This is a genomic window from Clostridium fallax (assembly GCF_900129365.1).
Lineage (GTDB): Bacteria > Bacillota > Clostridia > Clostridiales > Clostridiaceae > Clostridium_AH > Clostridium_AH fallax.
In genome coordinates this window covers 223859-241680 of sequence record NZ_FQVM01000001.1, presented here as the reverse complement: position 1 = coordinate 241680, position 17822 = coordinate 223859, and the positions used below count along the sequence as shown (strand labels likewise).

The window sequence follows — 17822 nt, the reverse complement described above, 5'->3', positions numbered from 1 at the left end:
AGTAATATTAAAAAATTAATTAGAATATTACTTTAAATTTAAAACTAATAAATTTATTCAAAGGCTAATTCTAATATTTTAAGGATATCATCTTCTTTTAAAGGAGTTAATGTACCAATTGGTGCAAGTCTTCCAGCATTTACTGCAATTGTTATTAAATCTTCTTTAGTTATTCCGATCTCCTTTAGAGTAGTAGGAGCTCCAATTTCTTTATAAAATAATCTTAAAGAATTTATAGCTTCAGATGCTTTTTCTTCATTAGAACCTTCTGTAATATTAAAAACTTTTTCACCTAATCTAGCAAATTTATTTATAGCTTTATTTTTTACATATTCCATCCAAGCTGGCATTATAATAGCTAAACCAGAACCATGAGAAATATCATTAAATACACTAAGAGAATGTTCTATTTGATGACTAGACCAATCTCCAGCCCTTCCAGTACCATTAATTCCATTAAGAGCTAGGGTAGCAGACCATACTAATTCGCATCTTGATTCATAGTTTGAGTTATCTCTTAATAAAATTTTTGTATGCTTCATTATATTTCTTATAATACCTTCAGAAAGTTCGTCTAGCATATCTGTATTTTTAGTTCCTCCAAAGTAAAGTTCAAAAACATGACTTATAGCATCGATGGCACCATTTACAGTTTGTATAGGAGGTAAGGTACTTTGAACTGATGGATCTAATATAGAAACTTTAGGATAAAGTAAAGGAGAGCCAAATGACCATTTTTTACATTCCTTCTCATTAGTTATAACTCCACCACAATTCATCTCTGAACCAGTTGCGGATATTGTAAGTACAGTGAATATTGGTAATGCATTAGTTACTTCATCTGTATCTTCAAAGAAGTTCCAAACATCTCCATTATAAAGAGAACCAGCAGAGATAGCTTTAGCAGAATCTATAACACTTCCGCCACCTACAGCAACAATACCATCAATTTGATTTTTCTTTACTATTTCTATGCCTTCTCTTACCTTTGATAGTACAGGATTTGGCTTTACACCAGATAATTCTATAAATTCTATATTATTTTCTTTTAAAGAATTTACTACTTGTTCATGTACTCCATTTCTTAAAATTGATGATTTGCCATAAAGAAAAAGAACTTTTTTTATTGAATTATTTTTTAATTCCATACCCAATTTTTCTATTGTACCTTTACCAAAAATAATTTTAGTAGGATTACAATAAGTAAAATTTAACATAATATAGCCTCCTTTAAATATTAAAATTTATATATAAGAAATTATTATTTAGTTGTTTTTATTATTTAAGTAAAATTAAGAAGAAAACAATTATATTGAAGATATCAATAATAAAATTCCATAAAGGAAAGGATTAATAACTAAGTTATAGATGGTTGAAATAAAGAAGAAACATTAAAAATTTTTTATTAATATTATATATAATTAAATTCTCTATATAAAATATATATACAATAAAAATTATAATTATAAGTTAATTGTATAGCCTAAAGAAATAAAAGTAAAATTAATAAATTTTTTATTTACTGAAAAAATTCTTTAATTATATTTAAATAAGTTAAAATTATAGAGAATCTGGAAACGGTTTCTTTAAATATATTTATTTAAGATAATAATTATGGTAAAATTAAATGTAAAATTAGATGTAAATGAACGGGGGATTATATAATGAAGGTAAAAAAAGCCATAATTCCAGCAGCTGGACTAGGTACAAGATTTTTACCAGCCACTAAAGCTCAGCCAAAGGAAATGTTACCAATAGTAGATAAACCAACTATACAATATATAATAGAAGAAGCAGTAAACTCAGGAATAGAAGAAATACTAATAATAACCGGAAGAAATAAAAAATGTATAGAGGATCATTTTGATAAATCAGTAGAATTAGAAATAGAATTAGAAAAAAGTGGGAAAAGTGAACTTTTAGAATTAGTAAGAGATATTACAGATTTAGTAGATATACATTATGTAAGACAAAAGGAGCCAAGAGGATTAGGTCATGCAATATATTGTGCTAAGACTTTTGTTGGAAATGAGCCTTTTGCTGTTTTACTTGGTGATGATGTTGTTCATAGTGATGAACCATGCTTAAAACAATTATTGGATTGTTATGATGAGTATAAAACTACAATCTTAGGAGTTCAAGAAGTTCCTAAAGAAGATGTTAGTAAATATGGTATAGTTAATGGAATATATATAGAAGATAGAGTATATAAAGTAAAGGATTTAGTTGAGAAGCCATCATTAGAAGAGGCTCCAAGTAATGTTGCCATATTAGGTAGATATATAATAACACCAAGAATTTTTGAAATTCTTGAAAATACAAAGCCAGGAAAGGGTGGAGAAATTCAGCTTACAGATGCCTTAAAAACATTAATTCAAGAAGAAGCTATGTATGCTTATAGTTTTGAAGGTAGAAGATATGATGTAGGAGATAAACTTGGATTTCTTCAAGCTACTGTAGAATATGCTTTAAGAAAGAATGATCTTAGAGAACCATTCATAAAGTATTTAAAAACAGAACCTTGGAAAAATATAAAATAACTTTTAAATTTTTAGTAATATTTAGATTTAAACCTTAAAAATTATTAAATACATATGTTAAATTTGATTTTAATAACAAAATACTATTGAATAATTAATTAATAAATTTATAATAGTTATATATACAATTGGTTATAAATTTATTAAAGTAAGAGGTGCAAAACTATGAAAATTTTAGTTACAGGCGGTGCAGGTTTTATTGGATCACATATTGTTGATGAATATATAAAACTTGGCCATGATGTTTGCATAATTGACAATATGACTCATGGTAAAGAAGAGAATGTAAATAAAAAAGCTAAATTATATAAAATGGATATAAGAGATAAAAAAGTAGAAGAAGTCTTTCAAAAGGAAAAATTTGATGTAGTTTCACATCATGCAGCTCAAATTAGTGTACCAAATTCTGTAGAAAATCCTTTTGAGGATGCAGATATAAATATAAATGGAAGTTTAAATATATTAGAATGTGCAAGAAAGCATGGAGTTAAAAAGATAATATATCCAGCTTCAGCAGCTATTTTCGGAGAGCCAGTTTATCTACCAGTAGATGAAAATCATCCATTAAATATGCAATGTGGATATGGTGTAACTAAACATACAATAGAGCATTATTTATATGTTTATTATAAATTATACGGAATGAAATATACTTCATTTAGATATTCTAATGTTTATGGACCTAGACAGGACTCAACAGGAGAAGGTGGAGTTGTAGCTATATTTAGTGAAATGTTCTTAGAAGGTAAAGCGCCATGTATATTTGGTGATGGAAAGCAAACAAGAGATTTCGTTTATGTTAAAGATGTAGCAAAAGCAAATGCTATAGCATTAAATGACTTAGATAATGAATTATTTAATGTTGCAACAGACTATGAAATTTCAGTTAATGATTTATTTAAAACTTTCAATGATTTAACAGATAATAACTTAACTCCAGTTTATAAAGAAGAAAGACCTGGAGATATAAAATATAGTTATATGACTTACGATAAGATTAAAAATGCTTGTGGATGGAAACCAGAATACTCATTAGAAAAAGGATTAAAAGAAACATTAGATTTTTATAAAAGTAAATAATAAAAATATTAGCAGATAAATTAAAAATAATTTATCTGCTTTTTATATAATTATTTTTTTGCTTCAGGAATTAATCCTATTTTCTTTTTCATTTTTCTTAATGTTTTGTTTGCTAAATAACTTGCTTTTTCGGCGCCCTTTCCATAGATACTTTCAAGATAAGTTTTATCCTTAAGTAGAGATTTAACCTTTTCTTGAACTGGAGTAAGTTCTTCTACTATGGCATCTGCAACTACATTTTTAAATTCAGCATATCCTTTTCCTTCAAAGTTTTTAACAACTTCTTCAGGAGTTATGCCTTTAATTGCACATAGAATATTTATAAGATTTTTAACTCCAGGCTGATCATCTGAATAATTTACAACCCCTATATTATCTGTTACAGCCCTACTAATTTTTTTTCTTATTACTTCCGGCGGATCCATTATTAATATAAATCCATTAGGATTAGTATCTGATTTAGACATTTTCTTTGAAGAATCTTGAAGATCCATAATTTTTGCTCCAGCCTTTGGAATATAGGCTTCTGGGATTACAAAGGTTTCACTATAAGTATTATTAAATCTAATTCCTAAATCTCTTGCAAGTTCAAGATGCTGCTTTTGATCTGTTCCTACAGGAACTAAGTTAGTATTATATATAAGTATATCTGCAGCCATTAATATAGGATAATTAAATAAACCGGCTCCTATTGATTCACCCATTTTTTGTGATTTATCTTTATATTGAGTCATTCTGCTTAATTCACCCATATATGAGTTACATGTTAATAACCATGATGCTTCAGAATGCGCAGGCACATGTGATTGAATAAATAATGTATTTTTTTCTGGATCAATACCAGAAGCTATATAAATAGATAGAACTTCAAGAGTTCTCCTTCTTAAATCAGCAGGAATTTGTTTAACTGTTATTGCATGTAAATCTACTACGCAAAACAAGCAATCATATTCATCCTGTAATTTAACCCAGTTTTTTATAGCTCCTAAGTAGTTGCCTAAAGTTAAATCTCCAGAAGGTTTAATTCCACTAAAAATTATTTCTTTTTTATTTTCCATAAATAAGCTCCTTTCTATGATAAATAAAAACTTAAAATTTGTTTTTATAATTTACTTATATATAAAAGTATACAAAAAAACCCTATGAATTAATTCATAGGGCGATATTACGCGGTGCCACCTAAGTTTTAGAGAAAAATCTCATCTTTTTCAGATACAATTATATCCTATCCCTATAACGTAGGAATTACGTCTTAAAATACTATAATTTCCTTTAAGAACCTCAAAGATCCATTTAACTTAATCATAATTGTTGTACTCTCACCTTATACAACTCGCTGTAAATTTGGGTTTAAGCCTACTACTTCTTATCAAAGGTTATAATATTAATAAAATTCTTACTAACTATATTATTCTTCTATATTATTTTTGTCAACAAAAATTTAATTATTAAAATAAAAAATCATACCGGTAAAGGTATATGAAATACATAAATTTATATTAATCATTAATAATTTATTTAGATAAAGTTTAAAATAATTGTACCCATACATTTGATGCTTTTTATAAACTGCAATATTATAATAATTATATAATTTCTTTTAAAGTGAAAATGTGCTTTTTAATAAAAATGAAGGAGAGGATTATATGGAGAGAAATGAGTCTTATAGTCTGCTTAATTGGATTTTAACAGCACTTATGATAGCTTTAGTATTTTTAGCTGGCAATGTAATAAAAATTCCTACAATAGGGGGATTTGTGCATGTTGGAGATTGTATGGTTCTTTTATCAGCAGTACTATTAGGAAAAAAAAGAGGGGCCTTAGCAGCCGCGGTAGGTATGGCACTAGTAGATATTTATGGGGGGTATTTTTTGTGGGCACCTTTTACTTTTATAATTAAAGGAGTTATGGCTTATATAGCAGGCGATATTTTAGAAAAATTTAAAGAAAAAACATTTAAAACATATCTTATAAGTTTTATTACAGCTGGAGTATTTATGGTCATTGGATACTTATTCGCTGGAGCTTTAATGGCATCTTTATTAACAGGAAAAGTAAATGGGATAACTGCAGCTTTAGTTTATGCTGCTAAAGATATACCAGGCAATATAATACAAGTAGTAACAGGAATAGTTATAGCCTTACCATTGGCAAATGTTATGCTTAGAGCAAGAAAAAAAGTATTTAATTAGTTTAAAAATAAAATATTCTAATAAAAGAAATTTTTTGAAACGAGTTTTAAAAAATTTCTTTTTTCATGTAATTATATATTATATTTATTTTTTATAAAAGATAATATTTTTAAAATGGAGATTTAATTACTATATTAGGCAGCGTTTATCTAATTATTACTTAGATAAAAAATTGGAGTTTTATTTTTTAAGAAGTTTAATATTTTATTATTTCTATGCATATTATATTAAAAATACTTTTTAGAGGTTAATGTATGAGAGAGAATATTAAAATTCTTAAATGGTTCGCAGGAGGTATTGAAGCCTTTTTAGCTGTTCCTATTTTTGGTGGGCTTTTTATACTAAGACTTTTGTGGATTCCTCTTCTTATCATGCTTATGTTTCATATAACTATACTTGTTATGAGTAGGAATGAGAAACTTCCTATTGCAGGAAATATATTAGGTATAGTAGGATCTGCCTTAGGATGGATTCCTTTATTTGGTTGGATAATGCATATACTTACGGCAATATTTGTTATGATTGAAGCTTCTAAAATTAATTCTATTAAGGAATAATTAGTAGATTATAAAATGAAAAACTAATAAAATTAAAGTTATAAAATAAAAAACCCTGTATATACAGGGTTTAATTTCAATTAAAAAAACAAATATTATCTATTCATTTTTTGAGCTTTTCTAGCTCTTCTGCAATCAGGGCATCTTACAGAATCATTTTCGAATCCTTTTTCTTTAAAAAATTCTTGTTCTCCTACTGTAAAGATGAACTCTTTACCACAATCTTTACATGTTATTTTTTTATCTTCCATTTAATAGACCTCCTCTAAATTCATAGGTTATTAGGTGATATTTATACTTCCTAATTAACCGTCAATTTTTGGAATGAGTATTAAAGGAAGAAAAATTATCTAACTAAAGTGACCTATAAAATTTAATATGATTTTCATTAATAATTATATCATATATACTATGTAAAACAATATAAAATTGTGATTAAATTAAAAAAATTTTAAATTTATTAAATTTAATCATAATTATGATTAAATTTAATTTGGGGAAGGAAAGTTAGATTTATTTTTCTTATATTTTATTGAATATATAGCATATATTATTAAAGGAAAAATAAATAAAACTATAAAATTAAAGTACTGAAAGTATTTTAAGAATTCAAAAAGTCTAAATATACTACTTGATAAAAAGTAAGAAAAAATAAAAATAATAGTAGTTAAAGCTATTATAAAAATTTTTCGATTTTTAATTTTTTCCTTAAAAACATCTAAAAGAACATAGAAACATATTATATACTTTAAAAACCAACCTAAAACTACTTGTAAAAGTGCATGGGCCTCTCCATTCTCTATGAAACCTCCATAATATATTCTTTGAGATTTTAAAAATCTAGTGAAGTATATGTTTGAAGCTCTAGTAGTTCCAAAAAATGAAATAGTACCTATCATTAAAAATATTAAGGATAAGCATACTAGAGATAAAGTTATTATAGAGCGTTTTTTTATATTTGTTTTATCTGAGATTTTATAAAGCAATGGGAATAGTAATATAAAATTACTTAAAGATCCTATTTGCTTTAAAGTTGATAAAATCATTTGCTTTGTGACTCCAAATTGCAAAACGGGAAATAAATACCTAAAATCTTTATACTTATGTACCAATATTTCTAAGGTAGTTTCTGTAAGAATTATTAATGGTACAAATACTAATACTACAATAATTATTGTATCTAGAGGCTTATTTATACAATATATAGCTGGTAATATAAAAAATAAAATTAAATACCAAGTAGGTGTTTCTAAGAAAAAAGTATGATGAATAGAACCACTTTCGATTATGGCACTTTCTATTATTGATAATATTAAAGCTAATCCAAATAGAAAAATATAAGCATTTCCTAAAGGTTTTCCTAAAGCTTTTAATATTACATCTTTAAAATCATAGCCATTTGTTTTTTCACAAATATTAAATATATAAAATATAAATATTAAAAAAATTAAAGCGGCAGCTATTGTACATATCCATGTATCTGTTCTGCTCTCTCTAATAAAAAGAGAAGTATATGCTTGTATAGACATCATTACAATAGGGACTATAAAAAATAAAAAATGTTTAGAAGTTAATTTTTCCAATATTGTTACCGTTATAGGAAATAATATAACGGTTTTCACCTACCTTTCTTATAAATAATAAAATTCCTATATTTAAAATAATAAATTACCTAAAAAATCCTTTAGTTAGTATTCTCTAAAAAATGAATATTAAACATTTTTTATGAAAACAATATTTCTAGGTGATGATTATGGAAAAAAAATTAAAGTTTTTTAAAGACAGATTAAAAGACAGCTTTGATGTTAAGTACAGAGAAGTAGATACTGCATTAGGAAAAGCTACTTGTATTTTTATTGATGTACTATGCGGAACATCTTTTGTAAGTGAGTATATAGTTAAACCTTTGGTTTTAGAAAAGGAACATGTATTTACTTTAAAGGATATATGCTGCAAGGTTTTAAGTATCAATACAGTAGGGTATCCAAAGGATGATGAAGATGCACTTCTTCATATTTTATCTGGTGATGTTATTATTATTTTTGAAAATGAAAAAGGTATGATTTATTGTGAAGCAAAAAATATTGCAAGTAGAGGAGTAGGAATACCTGTTACTGAATCAGTTCTTAAAGGACCAAGAGAAGGGTTTACAGAACTTTTTGTAGATAATGTAGCTTTAATTAGAAAGAGGGTAAAAAATTCTGATTTAAAATTTGAAGCTATTTATGTAGGCGAAAAATCTAAAACTGTAGTTTGTGTAACTTATATACAAGGTTTAGCACCTAAAGAACTTATTGATTATGTTAGAAGTAAAATTAAAGAATTAGATTATCAATTTATTCTTGATACTAATTACATAGAAGATAAGTTACGATATAAAAATACAGTTTTTGATACAGTAGGATATACTGAAAAACCTGATGAAACAGTAGCAAAGCTTATGGAAGGAAGAGTTGGAGTTATTGTTGATGGAACTCCTTTTGTAATTACAACACCCTTTTTCTTCTTAGAAAACTTTCATATGCCAGATGATTATTATTTAAATAAGTATTTTGTTAATTTTACAAGAACTTTAAGATGGATTGCTTTTTTTATAGCTACATTTATGCCAGGAATTTATGTTGCAACTATATGCTATCATTACTCAATGATACCATCTCTTTTTGTTTTTAGATTGGCTGTATCTAGGGCAGGAGTACCTTTTCCAACTATAATTGAAGTTCTTATAATGATGACTTTTTTCCAACTTATAAAGGAGGCTGGACTAAGGCTTCCACAACCAATAGGAACCGCAATGTCTATTGTAGCAGCTCTTATTTTAGGAGATGCTGCAGTAGGAGCTGGATTAGCCTCTAGAATAACAATATTGGTAATAGCCATAAGTGCATTATCTTACTTTTTAATACCAAAATCTTATGGTGCTATGTCTATATGGTCTATAATAATTGTATTATTTTCAGCATTTTTAGGACTTCCAGGATTTTTTGCAGCAACACTTTTATTAGTAACTCATTTAGCTAACTTAAAATCATCTGGATATTCTTATTTATTTCCTATTGGAACAGCAAAAGAATATAAATTTAAGGACTTGGTATTTAGAGGGAATCTAGATAATATATCTAAAAAAGTTATAGAAGAGGATGATATTGATGAGAAGAAATTATAAGAGAGTTATATCATTAATATTAGGAATTATAATCTTAACTACATTTATAGGCTGTTATAATTACAAGGATATAAACAAAGTAGTTTTTGTAACTACTTGCTTTTTTGACAATGAAGATGGAGATGTGGCTATATATTTAGATTGTGTAAAACCTTTTAGAGATGCAAATGATAGTTCCGATAAAGGTAAAAGGATACTTTATAAAGGAAAGTCTAAAACTATTTTAGAAGGAATAAGAGATATAAATTTAGCATCTTCATACAAAATAAATTTTACTCAATGTAAAGCTTATATTTTTTCAGAGAATGCTGCTAAATCAGGATTAGAAAAATATTTAGATCTATTAAGAAGAGACCAAGAATTATTAGTTAAGCCATATCTTTTTGTATATTTTGGAGATGTAAAAAAATTATTTGAAACTGCTAATGAGAATGAAGAATACTTAGGAATATTTTTAAATGATTTAGCTATAAAAGTTAAGGAAAATCCTAAGGTTATCTCCACAAATATAAATGATTTCTTTACAGAAAGATCATCTGGAAGAACTAATACGGTTATATCAGCACTAGAAATAGTTAATAATTCTGAGGATAATAAGCTTTCTTTAAGCGGAGGAGCTATTTTAAATAATGATATTTTAGTAGAAAGACTTACAGAAAAGCAAACTCTAGCGTATAGCTTTTTAAATGATAATGTAGATAATGGTGTTTTAGAGGTAAGTAATCCACAAGATCCAAAAACGTATATTACCTTAGAAATAAATAATAGTAAAACAGAAACAAAAATAAAATATGATGGAGATAGAATAAAACTATATAAATATATTACTATAAATTGTTCTATAGCAGAGGTCCAGGATAGATTTATAATTAATGATACATCATTAAAAAAACTTGAAGAAACTGAAAAGAAAGATATAAGTCAATATATATCTAGCACATTTGATTTCTTTAGAAAAAAAGAAGTAGATATATTTGAAGCAGGAAGATACTTTAATATGTATTATCCTAAAGAATCAATAGAAGGTAGTATAATTGGAAAAACAGATTTAATATTAACTGTTGATGTTAATATAGAAGGATCTAGTGAAATGAGAGACAGTTATTAAATAGTAAAATAAAAAAATAATTAAAATAATTATTAAAGATAAAAGACTCAATAAAAATTTTTATAAGTTTATTAATAAAAAAATTTACTATAAATAAAATACACTATTAAAGCATTATAAAATAATATGCTTGTAATAGTGTATTTTTTGTTAAAAAATAATATTTTATTTTAAAATTATAAGTTTATAAAGTTATCTTAAATTGTTAACTAATTGTTAATAATTAAAAATAAGGAATAATTGAATAAATTTTCAGAATATTATATACTATTAGTAAAGAAATATATTTATATATTTAAGCAAATATAATTTGTGAGGGGTGGTTCTGATGATTCAGGTGTTTTGCAATGAAAGAGGTTCAGGTAAAACAAAAGAACTTATTAATTTGGCTAACTCAAATATTTTAAGTCAAAAAGGAAACGCTGTATATATTGACGATGATTCAAGACCAAGAATTGAACTTAATAGAAATATTAGATTTATATCTACAAATGACTTTTCGTTAAGTGACTTTGAGTCATTATATGGACTTTTGTGTGGCATAATATCTAGAGATTATGATATTGAGAATATCTATATTGATGGACTTTCTAATATTGTAGAATCAGATATAGAAAATGCGGCACATTTATTTTTTAAGCTAGATGATTTAACAGAAAAATTTGGAGTAAACGTTTATATAAATGTGAATGGAGAGAATGAAATTCCTGAGTTTATAAAAAAATACGCTTCATAAAAAATAAAATAGAAAATATATAAATTAATATAATGAGAGCTACTAGTTTTTAGTGGCTCTTTTATGTTAATTAAATTTAAAGGTGGAAAAAAATAATAAAAGGAGGTAAAATAAAATCAAATCGAAGAATTTAGGAGGCGTTATTAATGAATAGAGAAGTTATATCAACAAAAGATGCACCAGGTGCAATAGGTCCATATTCACAAGGAATAAAAATTGGAGATTTTATTTTTACATCAGGTCAATTACCAATAAATCCAAAAACGGGGGAACTTATAAGTGATGTTAAAGAAGCTACAAAAACTTCTTTAGAAAACGTTAAAGCAATTTTAGAAGATGTGGGATCATCTTTAGACAAAGTTGTAAAAACAACAGTATTCTTAAAGGATTTAAATGATTTTGCAGCTGTAAATGAAGTTTATGGTGAGTACTTTAAGGAATTACCACCAGCTAGATCTTGTTTCCAAGTAGGAAAACTTCCAAAGGATGCAGTTTTAGAAATAGAAGTTATAGCTCATATTTAATATATTAGTTTGACATAATATTTAAAATTAAGTATAATTTCATTAAAGTTTAACTATACTAGTTAATAAATTAATGAATAAGAAAAGACTATGAAAAGAAGGAGTAAAGGTATTGATACTTAACAGAGAGTTACCGGTTGGTGAGAGGTGCAAAGATAAATACTTTGAATACATCTTAGAGTCATTCACCGAAAGCTATTTAGTAGTTAGTAGGCTGATATCGGAAGTTCCCGTTAAAAGAACAAAGATGTTAAGATGCATCTTTTAAGGTCTTACATAATTTATGTGAGATAAATTGAGGTGGTACCACGTGATTAATCTCTCGTCCTCTGAATATTTTCAGAGAACGAGAGTTTTTTTATATATTTAAATAAATTATCTTAAAAATAAAATTATAAAAATTAAAATCTAAATATAAAAATTTGAATTTTTGTATAGGAGGAAAAAGGTATGGCAAATGTATTAGACGAATTAATTGAACGTGGGTATATAAAACAATTTACTCATGAAAATGAAACAAGGGAATTATTAGAAAAGGAAAAAGTAACTTTTTATATAGGTTTTGATCCAACTGCAGATAGTTTACACGTAGGACACTTTATAGCTATGATGTTTATGGCTCATATGCAAAGAGCAGGACATAGACCAATAGCTTTACTTGGTGGGGGTACTGCTATGATAGGAGATCCAAGCGGTAAAACTGATATGAGAAAGATGTTAACTAAAGAGCAAATCGAGCATAATGTTGCATCAATAAAAAAACAAATGGAAAAATTTATAGATTTTTCTGATGATAAAGCTATACTTGTAAATAACGGAGATTGGCTTTTAAATCAAAACTACGTAGAATTTTTAAGAGAAGTAGGAACTCATTTTTCAGTAAATAGAATGCTTACAGCTGAATGTTTTAAGCAAAGATTAGAAAAAGGATTATCTTTCCTTGAGTTTAACTATATGTTAATGCAAGCATATGATTTTTACTTATTAAATCAAAAATATAATTGTAAAATGGAATTAGGTGGAGATGACCAATGGTCAAATATGATTGCAGGTGTTGAGCTTATAAGAAGAAAAACTCAAGGAGAAGCTTATGCCATGACTTGTACTTTACTTACAAATAGTGAGGGACAAAAAATGGGTAAGACAGTAAATGGTGCATTATGGTTAAATCCTGAAAAAACTACACCATATGAATTCTACCAATACTGGAGAAATGTTAATGATGCAGATGTTCAAAAATGTTTAGCTCTATTAACATTCCTTCCAATGGATGAAGTAAGAAGACTTGGAGCTTTAGAAGGAGCCGCAATAAATGAAGCTAAGAAGGTTCTTGCCTTTGAGGTAACTAAGCTTGTTCATGGTGAAGAAGAAGCTGAAAAAGCTCAAAAAGCTGCAGAGGCTCTTTTTGCAGGTGGTAATGATATGACTAATGTACCTACTGTAACTATCTCAAAAGATATGTTAGGAAATAATTTAATAGATATAATAGTAGAAACTAAAATTATGCCATCAAAAGCAGAGGCTAAGAGATTAATTCAACAGGGTGGATTATCATTAAATGGAGAAAAGGTTACTGATTTTAAAAAGACTTTAGAAGAAAGTGACATTGAAGATGGTAGTGCTTTGGTTAAAAGAGGAAAGAAAAATTATAATAAAATAGTTGTTCAGTAATCAATAATATATTAATTAAAAACTTTTAGATTATTTTTATAGAGTATGTAATATTAACTTGCATAATATTAATGGATTTTCCTTAATTTATGCAAGTTATTTTTTTCTGAATAAAAAATAAAAAACTTCGATAATAAAGATAAGTAAAAGGTTTAATATAAATTTTAAGATTTGGAGGGAAGCAAATGCCATCAATTATAAACGTTTCAAATGCAGTTGTCTCAAATAATAAAAAGATTTCTAGTAAATTAACTTTTGAAGTAGGAGAAAAATTTTCAGGCAGAATTGTTAAAGGAAAAAATGGAGAAGAATCAGTGGTAAAACTTCTTGATGGGTGGCAGTTTGCTGCAGAGATAGAAGGAGATTCAAAGAGTTATCAAGAAGGAATAGTTAAATTTGAGGTTGATGGATTTGAAAATGGAAAATTAAAACTTAAAGTTATAAAAGAAAGTGAATCACAAGATAATAAAGAGGATAAAATGATTGATTCTTTATTAAAAAGTGAAGGACTTAAAGATGATGATACAGAAGTAATAAAAATGATGATAAAACATAATATGAATATTTCTAAAGAGAATGTAATAAAGGCTAAAACTTTAATGAAGTTTAAGGCTGATATAAAGGAAAATCCTGAGGAAATAGAAAAGTTTATTAATTCCTTTTTAGCTAGTAAAGGAATAGAAAAGGCATCTGTAGAAGGACAAAAAGTAATTAATATATTAAAAAATTTCTTTTCTTCCTTAGAAAATCTATCTAATGAAGACTTATTTATGATGTTAGAAAATAATATAGATCTTACAAGTGATAATATAAAAAGTTTTCTTAAATTATCTAAAAGTAGAGAGGATATATTCAATCTTTTAGAAAAGATTAGCGAAAATTTAGAAGATGGTGAATTGAAGGGTGAAAATATAAATAGTTTTATAAATGATGAAGATTTAGAGTTTTTAAAGAATATAGATAAAGAATTAGAATCTTCTTTTGATAAAGATATGAAAGCTAATGGAAATAAAAATCCTAATAATTTAGATTTAGAAAAATTAATTAAAGAAAATAATAAAGGGTTAAATCTTTCTAATGGGGATAAAGATATCAATTTAAATGATGCATTGAAAAAAGCTTATGAAAACAAAAATAGTAAGATAGATGTACTAAACATACTTAAAACATTAATTAAAGATGATAATAGTGGAGTTAAAAATACATTAAAGAATATAATTTTAAATAAAACTGTGGAATCTTTAGGAAAAGAGGAAAGTAATAGTTTAATTTCAACTATTAAGAATTTATCAGAAGAAGATATAGTAAAAAATATATTAACTAAAGCAAAGGAAAGTAATACAACATTAAGCAAACTTAATGATAAAGACTTTAAGGAAATAATAAAAGATTTAACAAATAAAAATATAGATATAAATAAAAGTGAGTTAAATTCAATAAAAGAAGCCACTAAGCAAAGTATAATAAATATTATAAGAAATAATGGAAAAGAAAATAATGAGCTTAATAGTATATTAAATAAATTTATTTTAGAAGATAGTTCTGTAGGAAAAGAATTACAAAGTATATTAAGTGAAAATAATATAGGTATAGAGGGAAATAAGGAGAGCTTAGTAAATTCAATAAAAGAGGAAGAACTTAAAAATTTATTAAAAGACATTAAGCCTTTAAGAGATGGAAAGATATTAGAGGATGGAGTAACTAGTAAATCTTCTAATATTATAGAACAAGAGCTTAAGGAAAAGGGTCAGTTAATAAAAAAAATAATTGAAGATATTGCACATAAAGATGGATTAAACACCTTAAATTTATCTAAGGATATGATAAATAGTTTAAAAATTTTTAATAGCTTAAGTGATAATTATTACATGTTAGATGTTCCTATAAATTTTAAGGAAAAAGAATATGAATGTAAACTTATGATAAAAGATGATAGAAAAAGTGGCAAAAAAATAGATTCTAAGGATGTTAAGTTAGTAGTTACAGTAAAAACTATAAATATGGGGACTATAGATGGATATATAAAAATAAAAGATAAAAACTTTAATGTAGATTTAAAGTGTGATGAATATTGGGTAAAACCTTTAGATTTAGGAAAAGAAAAATTATGCAATCTATTAAAAGATATAGGTTATAATGTTAATGTAATAGTTAGTAGAAGAATGGAAGATGCTACTTTAACTAACTGTAGAGAATTTTTTAATGATGGAAGTATTTCAGCTATTGACATTAGGGTTTAGGAGGTAAATATGAAAGATAGAAGTAAAGCGGCAGCTTTAAAATATGAACAAAACTTTGATGCACCAACGGTAACAGCAGCAGGCATGGGAGTTATAGCTGATAAAATTATTGAAAAAGCAGAGGAAAATAATGTTCCAGTAGTGTATAATAAAGAATTAGCAGATTTACTATGTAATGTGGATGTAGGAGATGCGATTCCACCGGAATTATATGAAGGAGTGGCACATATAATAGCCTACATTACAGATGTAGATAAACTATTTGATGAAAGGTGAATTTTTATATGGCATTATACGCTATTTCAGATCTTCATTTATCTTTAAATACTAATAAGCCTATGGATATTTTTGGAGATAATTGGGCTAATCATGATGCAAAGATAAAAGAAAATTGGATAAATAAAATAAAAGAAGAGGATTATGTTCTTATAGGTGGAGATATTTCTTGGGGAATGAAAGCTCAAGATAGCAAAGATGATTTAGAGTGGATTCATAAATTACCAGGAACAAAGTTTCTTATAAGAGGAAACCATGATTATTGGTGGGGGAGTATATCAAAACTAAATAAAATGTATGATAACATGAAATTTATACAAAATAATTTTTTTTCTTATAAAGATTGGGCCATTTGCGGTACTAGGGGATGGATTTGTCCTGAAAATGATAAATTCACAGAGAAAGATAAAAAAATTTATGATAGAGAACAAATAAGATTAAAGTTATCTTTAGATGAGGCAAAAAAGGCTGGATATAAAAATATAATATGTATGATACATTATCCACCAAGCAATGAATCCCTTGGAGATTCAGCTTTTACAGAAATATTTGAAAGTTATGGTGTAAAAAAAGTTATATATGGACATTTGCATGGTCACGGACTTAGTAAGGTTGTAAATGGAACTAAAAACAATGTTGAATATATAATCACATCCTCTGATTATTTAAATTTTAATCCATTAAAAATATTAGATTAAATTTAATTTACAAAAAGCAAAAGAAAAAATAAGAAATATCAAAAGATATTTCTTATTTTTTTCTATGGAAGTTAAAATAAAGTTTTTTTTAAAAACTTTTGTAAACTGAAAAAATAAACTCCCTTGTAAAAATAATTAGGATTATATTTAACAAGAAGGAGTTTTTTTGCAATATGGTAATAAAATAATAATTTTTATTTTATAGTTTTATTTAGGAGCTTTTATATAATTAATTATATTTTGAAAAACTTCATCTTCACCAACATATACTAATATATCATTTTCTAAAAGGGTAAAGTATGGTCCTGGAGACAAAAATATTTCTCCATTTCTTTTAACTCCTACTATGGTAGCTTTGGTATTATGCCAAAAATTTAATTCACCAATACTTTTACCAACAGCTATACTATTTTTTTCTACTACACTTTCAAAGGGAATTATAGTTCCCACATTTCTAAGTTGAGTTGCAAATTGAATAATAGATTTTATATTATTATCTATTTTTTCATCAATTATCTTTTTTTGAGCTAGTAATTGATAAGTTTCATTATTTATTGATGAAAAGTCAGATTGAGTTTTAAATTTATTTAAAAATACTTTAGCAGAATCTCTGCTGTTTATTATTATGCCGCTTTTATCATTTACTTTAACTACATTCATATCTGTTAGTAAAGCAATTGATCTTCTTATTGTTTCTGGAGAAACCTTATATATACTTACTAAGGTTGTTCTACCGGTGATTTTACTACCTTCTATAAACTCATTATTTATAATCCTGTGTGCAATATCCACAGCTATTTTTATATAATTTGGGGTTTTAGATTTTTTTAGCATATTAAATAACACTCCTTTAACAATAAGATTTTATCACTGTATTAATAAAATGTAAAACATATTAAAGCCTTTAAAATTGCCCTTTATATCCAATAATTTGAAAAGTGACAACTTGTATGTTAAAATTAAGTTGTTATAACTAGCAACTTATATTAGTTTAAAAGTTGCTATTTTTTTAAAATACAAACTGACAACTTGTT

Annotated in this window: 17 protein-coding genes and 2 other annotated features; of the genes, 12 read left to right on the top strand and 5 right to left on the bottom strand. The window is 26.1% G+C overall.

Going from position 1 to position 17822, the window contains the following annotated elements:
• Nucleotides 1–53 precede the first annotated feature (53 nt).
• Nucleotides 54–1217, bottom strand: coding sequence for an iron-containing alcohol dehydrogenase (locus BUA70_RS01070; RefSeq protein ID WP_072892376.1), 1164 nt, complete (start codon nucleotides 1215–1217; stop codon nucleotides 54–56).
• 447 nt (nucleotides 1218–1664) lie between these two features.
• Here BUA70_RS01070 and galU point away from each other — a divergent pair, with 447 nt between their 5' ends.
• Nucleotides 1665–2540 (top strand): UTP--glucose-1-phosphate uridylyltransferase GalU, encoded by an 876-nt coding sequence (gene galU, locus BUA70_RS01065; RefSeq protein WP_072892375.1) that lies wholly within the window; start codon nucleotides 1665–1667, stop codon nucleotides 2538–2540.
• Nucleotides 2541–2705: 165 nt separating this feature from the next.
• Complete coding sequence (locus BUA70_RS01060) at nucleotides 2706–3620, top strand: NAD-dependent epimerase/dehydratase family protein (RefSeq protein WP_072892374.1); 915 nt, start codon at nucleotides 2706–2708, stop codon at nucleotides 3618–3620.
• 50 nt (nucleotides 3621–3670) lie between these two features.
• On the opposite strand, the gene trpS is transcribed toward BUA70_RS01060, so the two are convergent.
• A complete protein-coding gene (trpS, locus tag BUA70_RS01055) occupies nucleotides 3671–4678 on the bottom strand; it encodes a tryptophan--tRNA ligase (protein WP_072892373.1) in 1008 nt (335 codons plus the stop codon).
• A 94-nt stretch (nucleotides 4679–4772) separates the two neighbouring features.
• Nucleotides 4773–5002 (bottom strand) — a binding site (T-box leader).
• A 264-nt stretch (nucleotides 5003–5266) separates the two neighbouring features.
• Here trpS and BUA70_RS01050 point away from each other — a divergent pair.
• Entirely contained in the window at nucleotides 5267–5812 is a 546-nt protein-coding gene (locus tag BUA70_RS01050; RefSeq protein WP_072892372.1) for an ECF transporter S component, read from the top strand.
• A gap of 254 nt (nucleotides 5813–6066) precedes the next feature.
• Nucleotides 6067–6369 carry a hypothetical protein gene (locus BUA70_RS01045; RefSeq protein WP_072892371.1) on the top strand — a complete coding sequence of 101 codons (303 nt, stop codon included), beginning with the start codon at nucleotides 6067–6069 and terminating at the stop codon, nucleotides 6367–6369.
• Nucleotides 6370–6464: 95 nt separating this feature from the next.
• Here the strand turns inward: BUA70_RS01045 and BUA70_RS01040 are convergent, their stop codons facing one another.
• Both BUA70_RS01040 and BUA70_RS01035 read right to left on the bottom strand, forming a co-directional pair.
• The gene (locus BUA70_RS01040) at nucleotides 6465–6620 is read right to left on the bottom strand and encodes a zinc-ribbon domain-containing protein (protein WP_072892370.1); all 156 of its coding nucleotides are present in this window, start codon (nucleotides 6618–6620) and stop codon (nucleotides 6465–6467) included.
• A gap of 237 nt (nucleotides 6621–6857) precedes the next feature.
• Nucleotides 6858–7991: a GerAB/ArcD/ProY family transporter gene (locus BUA70_RS01035; RefSeq protein WP_072892369.1), complete on the bottom strand. Its 1134-nt coding sequence runs from the start codon at nucleotides 7989–7991 to the stop codon at nucleotides 6858–6860.
• Between the two features lie 131 nt (nucleotides 7992–8122).
• Between BUA70_RS01035 and BUA70_RS01030 the strand changes: the two genes are divergently transcribed.
• From BUA70_RS01030 to BUA70_RS00995, 8 genes are all read left to right on the top strand, one after another.
• On the top strand, nucleotides 8123–9535 hold the full coding sequence (locus BUA70_RS01030) for a spore germination protein (protein ID WP_072892368.1): 1413 nt from the start codon (nucleotides 8123–8125) through the stop codon (nucleotides 9533–9535).
• Nucleotides 9519–10643 carry a Ger(x)C family spore germination protein gene (locus tag BUA70_RS01025; RefSeq protein WP_072892367.1) on the top strand — a complete coding sequence of 375 codons (1125 nt, stop codon included), beginning with the start codon at nucleotides 9519–9521 and terminating at the stop codon, nucleotides 10641–10643. The genes BUA70_RS01030 and BUA70_RS01025 overlap by 17 nt, the downstream gene beginning before the upstream one ends.
• 328 nt (nucleotides 10644–10971) lie before the next feature.
• Nucleotides 10972–11379: a hypothetical protein gene (locus BUA70_RS01020; RefSeq protein ID WP_072892366.1), complete on the top strand. Its 408-nt coding sequence runs from the start codon at nucleotides 10972–10974 to the stop codon at nucleotides 11377–11379.
• 146 nt (nucleotides 11380–11525) lie between these two features.
• Nucleotides 11526–11903: a RidA family protein gene (locus BUA70_RS01015; protein ID WP_072892365.1), complete on the top strand. Its 378-nt coding sequence runs from the start codon at nucleotides 11526–11528 to the stop codon at nucleotides 11901–11903.
• Nucleotides 11904–11984: 81 nt separating this feature from the next.
• Nucleotides 11985–12236, top strand: a binding site (T-box leader).
• Nucleotides 12237–12353: 117 nt separating this feature from the next.
• Complete coding sequence (tyrS, locus tag BUA70_RS01010) at nucleotides 12354–13574, top strand: tyrosine--tRNA ligase (RefSeq protein WP_072892364.1); 1221 nt, start codon at nucleotides 12354–12356, stop codon at nucleotides 13572–13574.
• A 185-nt stretch (nucleotides 13575–13759) separates the two neighbouring features.
• Nucleotides 13760–15814 (top strand): transcriptional regulator, encoded by a 2055-nt coding sequence (locus BUA70_RS01005; RefSeq protein WP_072892363.1) that lies wholly within the window; start codon nucleotides 13760–13762, stop codon nucleotides 15812–15814.
• A 9-nt stretch (nucleotides 15815–15823) separates the two neighbouring features.
• The gene (locus BUA70_RS01000; protein WP_072892362.1) at nucleotides 15824–16090 is read left to right on the top strand and encodes an EscU/YscU/HrcU family type III secretion system export apparatus switch protein; all 267 of its coding nucleotides are present in this window, start codon (nucleotides 15824–15826) and stop codon (nucleotides 16088–16090) included.
• Nucleotides 16091–16098: 8 nt separating this feature from the next.
• A complete protein-coding gene (locus BUA70_RS00995) occupies nucleotides 16099–16788 on the top strand; it encodes a metallophosphoesterase (protein WP_072892361.1) in 690 nt (229 codons plus the stop codon).
• 207 nt (nucleotides 16789–16995) lie between these two features.
• Here BUA70_RS00995 and BUA70_RS00990 read toward each other — a convergent pair whose 3' ends face one another.
• Nucleotides 16996–17622, bottom strand: coding sequence for a GntR family transcriptional regulator (locus BUA70_RS00990; protein WP_072892360.1), 627 nt, complete (start codon nucleotides 17620–17622; stop codon nucleotides 16996–16998).
• Between the last annotated feature and the right edge of the window lie 200 nt (nucleotides 17623–17822).